We start from the raw sequence: 7,638 nt of genomic DNA on the forward strand, positions 1-7,638 counted from the left end.
GCCGGTGGTTGGACGACGGGGTGGGTGACGGCCGGTGGTTGGACGACGGGGTGGGTGACGGCCGGTGGTTGGACGACGGGGTGGGTGACGGCCGGTGGTTGGACGACGGGGTGGGTGACGGCCGGCGGCTGGATGACCGGTTGGACGACGGGGTGGGTGACCGTCGGCGGACTGACCGCCGGGTGCGTGATCAGCGGGGACTGGCCGATGGCGTGTGCCGTGGTGGCCGGATCGATCGGCGGCACGGCGGTGATCGTCGTCGTGGCGGCCTGGTGGGCCACCGAGTGCGCTTGCAGGGCGGCGAGTTCCTGCCAGAGCGCCCCCGCCTCCAGCACCAGGGTCGTCGTCAGTGCCGCCCGGCCGATCGCCTTGCGGCGGGTGCGCGCCTCCCCCAGGAAGAACTCCTCGCCCGCGCGGTCTCCCGCGCTCTTCGCGGCGGCCCAGCCGGCTCCGAGGAGGCTGCCCCACGCGTCGAACTGCCGGGAGAGCGCCAGTTTCGGCGAGGCGGCACGGGCCAACTCCACGCCGAGCTGCGCCTGTCCGCTCCGCTCCGCTCCCAGCACCGCGACGTCCAGGGCCTGGAAGTGGGCCGCGACCTCGTCCGGGGTGGTCTCCCGCGACTCGACCCACGCGGTGAGCGCCCGGCAGAGCGGCGCGGCGGGGTACTGCGTCATCCGGCTCTTGAGCACGCACTCGGCGACGTCCGGCGGACACCCGTAGCCGGTTTCCGAGGCGACCAGCAGGCCGTGCCGCACCAGCCCGCTGGCGAGCGCGTCGCTGTCCGTCCGGCTGAGCAGGGCGTTGAGCTGCCGGGCGGCCAACTCGGCGCCGGAGAGCGAGCCGAGCAGGTACAGCAGGTCCCGCTCCTCCGGCCGGAGCCTGTTGAGCAGCGCGGGAAGGAGCGCGGGGAGATCGGCGATGCCCGGCAGGCCCTTGCCGGTCGCGGCCGACAGGGCGATGCGCCGCAGTCGGAGCGGATTGCCGTGCAGGGCGTCGCACAGCGCCGTCACGGTCCGCGCTTCGTCGGGCCGCAGCGCGCGGGCCAGGACCGTCTGGACCAGGACCACCCCTGCCGGGGCCGCCAGTCCGTCGAGCCGGATCGGGTGGACGCCGGTGACCGACGACCGGCGTTGCGAGGTGAAGACGAACGTGGAGTGCTCGGCCAGGTCGAAGAGCCGGTGCAGGTCCTTCTCGTCGAGTCCCGCGTCGTCCAGGTAGATCCGCAGCCGCAGGGTCTTCAGGTGCTCCTTCAGCACCTCCAGCGACGGCTTGTAGTTCGGTGCGTCGAAGCTGATGTCGAAGATCGCCTGCGCGAGGTCGTCGGCCGTCCGGCCGCCGGCTTCGATGTAGGCCGCGCCCTCGGGCCCGCGCGGCAAGGTGCGGGCGAGGTGGCGCAGCAGCGCACTCTTGCCGACCCCGGAGGCGCCCCAGATCTGCACCAACTGGCGTGCCCCGATGGCCTGTTGCAGTTCCTGGAGCTCCCGTTCCCGGCCGATCAGCGGATCGGCGGCGGAACGCGGCAGGTGGGAGATCGGCTGACGTTTGACCGGGTTGGGCGGAGGCCCCGCGTTCACGGTGATGGCCGAACCGTGTCCGGTGGTGATGTTGAGGTTGGTCACGGTGTTCCGGTCGCCGACGATCATCGTTCCGGACACGTCGCCCGCCCGGATTCGCGTGGAGCCGTCCGGAGCACCGTTGTTCTCTGGCATCTGTTTCTCCGGTCCTCTCCAACGCTCGGGTTCCGGCACTCGGTCATGCTGGCGCCGACCCGTCGTCGGAACCCGGCGCTTTTACCTGTTTGGTGAGATCGCCCGTGAACCGGCCGGTTCGGCCGCGGCGGCGATCCGGGCGAGGTGGTCCAGGTCGAGGATCGTGATCCTGCGGTAGCCCGTGACGACCGCGCCCGACTCCCGCAGGGCCCGCAGGGCCTTGTGGATCGACGACTCCGCGGCGCCGACCAGCGTGGCCATCTCCGGCTGCGACAGCGGGAGATGGGCTTCGTTGCGGCCGGGGCGCCCGTAGGTGACGGCGAGGTGGTGCAGGATCCTGGCCAGCCGCCCGAGCACGTCGCAACCGGTGAAGTCGACGATCCGGCTGGTCGCCGTGCGCAGCTTGGCCACCACGCTCGCGTTGAGTGCGAGCCCGATGGCGGGGTGCTGCTTCGTGCACGCCAGCAGTTCGGTGGGCAGGATGTAGCGGGCCAGCACCCGGCCGCAGGCGGTCACGGTGCCGATGCGCGGCTGACCGTCGATTCCGGCGAACTCCCCGACGAGGTCCCCGGCCATCCGTACGGCCAGCAGTGCGTCCCGACCGTCCTGTGCGTGCGCGGTGACCTTCACCGTGCCGCCGATCAGGAGCAGCGAGAAGTCCGAGGTGTCGGCCTCGCGGATGGTGATCTGACCGGCCGGGTAGGCCACGCCGTGGCCGAGCTCCAGCAGGACTCGGCGATCGGCCTCGCCGACCCGGCCGAGCAGTCCGGTCGTCGGCCAGTAGGCCCCGGCCCCGCGCATCCGTGTGTTGCTCATCGGTCACTCCTCCTCCTCGTCCGGCCGAAGCCGGACAAGCCGTATTAGTAGCCGGTTTACCCGAGGACCCCTCCTCTACGTTCTGGTTAACCATCGTGTCGGCACCGGGAATTCGGTGCCGACGGCGGTTCGATCCTCGAACTGCCGGCCCTCGTCGTGATCGCGGAGGGAATGTGAATCCGAGGTACGAGTACCGAGCTCTGCTGGCGTGCGACATCGCGGGTTCCGCGGGCCGCGGTCAGCAGCGGCTGCAGGAGATCCGCGGCGTGCTGCGGTCCGCGCTGTTCGGCGCCCTCGGCGTCGCGGAGCTGGACCGGCGGGACTTCGCGTACGTGGACACCGGCGACGGCTGCCGGCTCGTCGCCCCGGCCGGGTTGCCCAAGGCCGGACTGCTGGTCCCGCTGCTGCCGGAGCTGGGCGCGCGGATCCGCGAGCACAACCGGCACGCCGGCCCGGACACCCGGCTGCGGGTACGGGCCGCCGCGCACGCGGGGGAGGTTCGGCCCGATCCGGACGGCACGGTCTCCGGCACCCCGTTCGAGGCGCTCGCCCGGCTGCTCGACTCGCCCCCGCTGCGGCATGCGCTCCTGGACGGTCCGGACGGCACCCCGGTGGCCGCGGTGCTGTCGCAGCACTACTACGAGGAGACGGTCGGGCACGGCTACGAGGGGCTCGAAGCCGGTGCCTTCACCGCGGCCGAGGTCCGGGTCAAGGAGTACGCCGCACGGGCCTGGCTCTGGTACCCGGGCAGCCCGGTCGGGCCGCACGGCGGTCCCGGCCCGGAATCCGGCTCCCGCGAGCGGCCTGCGGAAGCCGAGCCGCGGGCCGTGGAGCAACTCGTCCAAGCCACGGGGAAGGGCACGGTCTTCGCCGTCGGCCGAGGTGGCCAGCACATCCACTACAACGAACGGGGCTGAAGCGCCGATGAACCAGGAACTCGCCGAGCTGGCCGCGAGCGGAGCCACCGCTCTGGTGTCCGCGATGGGCACCGATCTGTGGAACGAGGCGAGGCGACTGATGAGCGGCGTCATCGCCCGGGCCCACGGCAGCCGCCGCAGGGAACTGTCCGTCGCGCTGGAGCGGGGGTCGACCGCCACGAGGGGAGCAGTCGACGCCGCGGCCGTGGACTTCTGGACCGAGGCCCTGCTCCAGTTGCTCGTCCGGGACCCGGCTCTCGCCCAGGACGTCATAGCTCTGGCGACGCTGCGGACCGCGCAACGGCCGGACGTCGTGGTCCAGGTCAACTCCGCCACCGGTTCCGGTGAGGTGTTCGCGGTGCAGCACGGTGACCAGCACTTCGCCTCGGGGCCGAGGTCCCGCGATCGTGAGGAGCGGCCGTGAGCGGGGGCGACGGTCGGCGGGACGGCCTGACGGACGGCTGGGTGCGGGCGGGGCTGCTCGCAGCCGTCGTCATCGGGGCCTTCGCCGAGGTCGGCACGCCGCACCGGCACTACGGCTGGCTGGTGAACGCGTTCGCCCTCGCGGCGGTGGGTGTCGTCGGCGCGGCGGCCGCACTGGGGTCCGAGGCCGCCCCCCCGCCCGCCCGGCAGCGGGACCGGCCCGAACGGGGGCCCCGGCCCGACGCGACGGCGCCGGTCTGCCGCTTCGTCGCGGCACCGGCGGTGTCGACGGCCCAGCCCGGCAGGCCCCGGCCGTTCCTGCGCGAGAGGCCGACCGACCTGAGCGTGCCCCGCTTCGGCGAAGGCGCGCGGGCACAGGGCTACCCCTGGCTGCTGCCGGAGCGCACGGTGCAGAACGGCATCGCCGCCGACGAAGCCAGGGTCGGTGCCCTCACCATCCGCGCCGCCTCCGTCGTCGGGCCCGGCCACCGCTGCGGCCAGCCCGCCGAGCCGCGACAGGACTCCTACCGGATCGGGCGGAGCCCGGACAGCCGGTACGCGATCGTGGCCGTGGCCGACGGCCTGTCCAGCGCTGCCTGGTCCGACATCGGGGCCACCGCGGCCTCCAGCCAGGCCGTCACCCTGCTGCGCGAGCAGATCGAGGCGGTCGGCTTCGACCGGCTCGACGTCAAGGCGCTGTACGGGCGGGTCGCTGAATCGATCGCCGCGCACGCGGCCGGACGCGGCGTCGGCACCTCGCACCTGGCGACCGTGCTGATCACCGCGGTGATCGCCGAGCCGGACGCGAACGGCGTGGCGCGGGCATGGGTCGGCTGGCTCGGTGACAGTTCGGCCTGGACACTCGACCCGCGCGTCCCGCTGTGGCAGTTCTCCGCCGGCGAAGCCAAGGACCGTGCGGCCGTGGTGGTTTCGAACGAGGTCGCCGGCCGACTGCCGGACACGCCGCACCTGGCCGTGGACGGTTACGTCACCCTGGCGGCCGGTGCCGCCCTCGCCCTGGTCACGGACGGGATCGGCGACGCGTGGGCGGACCGGGCGGGCAACGTCAACGAGTACTTCGCGAACGCCTGGCGCTCGCCGGTCCCGGCCACCCGGTTCACCGCCGACGTCGGCTTCGACGCACCGCAGTGCCTCGACGACCGCACCGCCGTCGTGGTGTGGAACGGCAGCGGGACATGACCGACTCCGATCCCGTCGCCGGCGGCGGAGCCCCGGCGGTGGACCCGCGGGGCTGGGCGTTGCCGAGGACCGTGGGCCTCGGCGATCTCGGACCGCTCGCCGAGCCGATCTCCGAACACAACGGCCAGGCCGTCGCCGTACGGCCGCTGACGGACCATCCGGGCTGGCTGGCCAAGCTCTACCGGCCCGGCCCGCACCAGGAGGACGGCCACCGGATCGACCTGCTGATCTCCGCTCCGGACACGCTGCCGGAGGCGGAGCGGGCGAGCTTGTACGCCGGGACGTGCTGGCCCGCGGCCCGGATCCGCGAGCCGGGGAACCCGGCCGTCGGGTGCGTGATCCCGATGGCGCCCGAGCAGTACCGTTCCGAGCTGCGGCGTGGCAAGTTCAGCGAGCGCCGGTTCCTGGAGATCGACTGGCTGGCGAAGTCCGACGAGTCGATCCGGCGCGTCGGCCTGCCGTGCCCCGGCTTCGAGGGCCGACTGGCTGCCTGCCGCCGGCTGACGGAGCTCGCCGCGATCCTGGAGGGCCTGGGCCTGGTCTACTCGGACTGGTCGTTCTCCAACGCCTTCTGGAGCCCGGAGGGCCGTTCCGTCTACCTGATCGACGTCGACGGCTGCCAGCCGAAGAAGATGCCCGACATCCACCAGCCGAACTGGGCCGACCCGCTCACGCCGCCGGGCTCCGACGCGGACCAGTACACCGACCGCTACCGGCTCGCCCTGCTCGTCGCCAAGTGCCTGACCGGCCGGCGCGACGCGAGCACCTTCCACGGCGTCGCCGCGTCCCACTGGCTGAACCAGCCCGCCGTCTCCGAGGTCCTGCTGGACATGCTGCTCGCGACCGACCGGGAGCGACGGCCCGCGGCCGCCCAGTTGAACCAGGCGCTGAACAACGGGCCCTACCTCAGGGCCGTGCCGCGTCCGACACGTACGCCGCTGCCCCAACTGCCCCCGAAGCAGCCGACGGTGGTGCTTCCGCAGCCCTCGCCGAACGCGAACCCGAAGCCCCCCGCCGTCACCCCCGTCAGCACGGTCGAGGAGAAGCAGAAGCCCGAGACCGGCTCGTCCACCAAGTGGCTCTGGGTGCTCGCCTTCGTCGTGATCCTGGTCATCGTCATCGTCATCGCCTCCAACCACTAGCTCAGAGGTGCACACAATGTCACTCTGCCTGCCCACCTACGTGGTGATCGACGCCTCCTCGTCGATGAAGCCGCACGAGGCAGTGCTCAACGCGACCCTCTCGCGTCTGCACTACAACCTGGCGACGAATCCGCGCGTCTCGGAGTTCGCCAGGGTCAGCGTGGTCGCCTTCTCCACCGACGTGCACGTGGTGATCCCGATGTCGGACATGGAGCAGGTCCCGAGCATGCCCGAAGTGATCTGCGGCGGGGGCACCGAGTACGGCAAGGCCTTCGACCAGTTGCGGCAGAGCATCGAACAGGACGTCAGCAGCCTGCGGGCGCAGCAGTACAGCGTGCTGCGGCCGGCGATCTTCTTCCTGACCGACGGCGCCCCGACCGACGCGAGGTGGCAGGACTCCTTCCGCGCGCTGGTGGACCGGAACTGGCCGCGCCACCCGCACGTGATCGCCTACGGCTTCGGCGCCGCCAGGCGCGACGTGCTGAAGGAGGTGGCGACCAAGGCGCTGTTCATCGCCGACGGTTCGGACACCGAGTCGGCGCTGAGCGGGGCGATCACCAGCCTGCTCAACACCCTGATCGCCTCCTCGCAAACCGGTCAGATGCACATCGCCACGGACGTCAAGGGCTTCGAGTACGTGCAGGTCGCCCAGGAATACGTGGACTGAGTGTGGACACCGACCCGCGTACCGCGGCGCCCCGGGCGCTGAGGGCCTCCGCCGGGCTGTCCGTGCTGGCCGCGGTGCTGCTCGCCTGCGGCGGCGTGGTCGAGGTGGCGGGCCATCTCGGCGGCCCCTCGACGAACGGGGGCGGAGGCGGCTCGTACCCGGCGACGCCGGTGCCGGTACAACCGACCCCGACCCCGACCCCGACCCGGACCCGGACCCCTGAGGTCTCCTCGCCCGCCGCGGCGCCGTCGCCGAGTTACTCGCCCTCGGCCTCACCCACCCAGTTGCCCGAGCCGACGACCGCCCCCACCACCCCCACCACATCGGCGTCTCCTTCGGAGCACCCTCCAGGGAAAGGGGCGTCCCGGACGAAGGCTCCTGTGACGAGGAACGCCGCCCCGTAGCTGCGATACCGGCGCGGCCACGGAGGGGCCGAGCAGCACGGGCAGCCGGTGGGCGGGCCGGGGAGTGGGGCGGGGGGTGCCGCTGATGGTGCCGCTGATGGTGGCGCCGTCACCCGAACGCAGTCGCTTCGGGTCCTCGCGCGGCCCCGGAGTCGCCCGGAAGGCGGCTCCGGGGCGCCTCCTCAAGGCGGACCTGCCGTGGCGTCGGCGGTGCCGGGGCGTCATTCCGGTGGTTTCCGCGGGGCTCGACGCGGGGTCTCGCCTCTCGCCGCGCGGGGGTGGGGAAAACCACCCGCCCGGCAGCCGGCCCAACACTGGGGGTCCTGCGAGGGGCGGGAGGTAGGACCCGTCGTCGTGCCC

Annotated in this window: 6 protein-coding genes and 1 pseudogene; 5 read left to right on the plus strand and 2 right to left on the minus strand. The window is 72.7% G+C overall.

Annotated elements, in window-relative coordinates; all coding sequences use genetic code 11:
* Both ACFVHI_RS33355 and ACFVHI_RS33360 read right to left on the minus strand, forming a co-directional pair.
* Positions 1-1,709: pseudogene (locus tag ACFVHI_RS33355) on the minus strand (hypothetical protein); the annotation flags it as partial.
* A gap of 81 nt (positions 1,710-1,790) precedes the next feature.
* Entirely contained in the window at positions 1,791-2,525 is a 735-nt protein-coding gene (locus ACFVHI_RS33360; protein ID WP_063350279.1) for a Crp/Fnr family transcriptional regulator, read from the minus strand.
* Positions 2,526-2,698: 173 nt separating this feature from the next.
* On the opposite strand from ACFVHI_RS33360, the gene ACFVHI_RS33365 reads away from it, so the two are divergent.
* From ACFVHI_RS33365 to ACFVHI_RS33385, 5 genes are read left to right on the plus strand one after another with little or no spacing between them, the layout of a single operon-like run.
* Positions 2,699-3,442 carry a hypothetical protein gene (locus ACFVHI_RS33365; protein WP_380345568.1) on the plus strand — a complete coding sequence of 248 codons (744 nt, stop codon included), beginning with the start codon at positions 2,699-2,701 and terminating at the stop codon, positions 3,440-3,442.
* A gap of 7 nt (positions 3,443-3,449) precedes the next feature.
* Positions 3,450-3,866, plus strand: a complete 417-nt coding sequence (locus ACFVHI_RS33370) for a hypothetical protein (RefSeq protein WP_380345570.1) — start codon at positions 3,450-3,452, stop codon at positions 3,864-3,866.
* Entirely contained in the window at positions 3,863-5,065 is a 1,203-nt protein-coding gene (locus tag ACFVHI_RS33375) for a protein phosphatase 2C domain-containing protein (protein ID WP_380345572.1), read from the plus strand. The genes ACFVHI_RS33370 and ACFVHI_RS33375 overlap by 4 nt, the downstream gene beginning before the upstream one ends.
* Complete coding sequence (locus ACFVHI_RS33380) at positions 5,062-6,207, plus strand: hypothetical protein (RefSeq protein WP_380345574.1); 1,146 nt, start codon at positions 5,062-5,064, stop codon at positions 6,205-6,207. Before ACFVHI_RS33375 ends, ACFVHI_RS33380 begins: the two co-directional genes overlap by 4 nt.
* Positions 6,208-6,223: 16 nt before the next feature.
* A complete protein-coding gene (locus tag ACFVHI_RS33385; protein WP_380345576.1) occupies positions 6,224-6,874 on the plus strand; it encodes a VWA domain-containing protein in 651 nt (216 codons plus the stop codon).
* Positions 6,875-7,638: the final 764 nt, after the last annotated feature.

Origin of the sequence: Kitasatospora sp. NPDC127121 (assembly GCF_042677305.1) — a bacterium.
Lineage (GTDB): Bacteria > Actinomycetota > Actinomycetes > Streptomycetales > Streptomycetaceae > Kitasatospora.

Coding starts and splice junctions, on each gene's coding strand:
- ACFVHI_RS33360 (WP_063350279.1), bottom strand. CDS start 2,525: ATGAGCAACACACGGATGCGCGGGGCCGGGGCCTACTGGCCGACGACC.
- ACFVHI_RS33370 (WP_380345570.1), top strand. CDS start 3,450: ATGAACCAGGAACTCGCCGAGCTGGCCGCGAGCGGAGCCACCGCTCTG.
- ACFVHI_RS33380 (WP_380345574.1), top strand. CDS start 5,062: ATGACCGACTCCGATCCCGTCGCCGGCGGCGGAGCCCCGGCGGTGGAC.
- ACFVHI_RS33385 (WP_380345576.1), top strand. CDS start 6,224: ATGTCACTCTGCCTGCCCACCTACGTGGTGATCGACGCCTCCTCGTCG.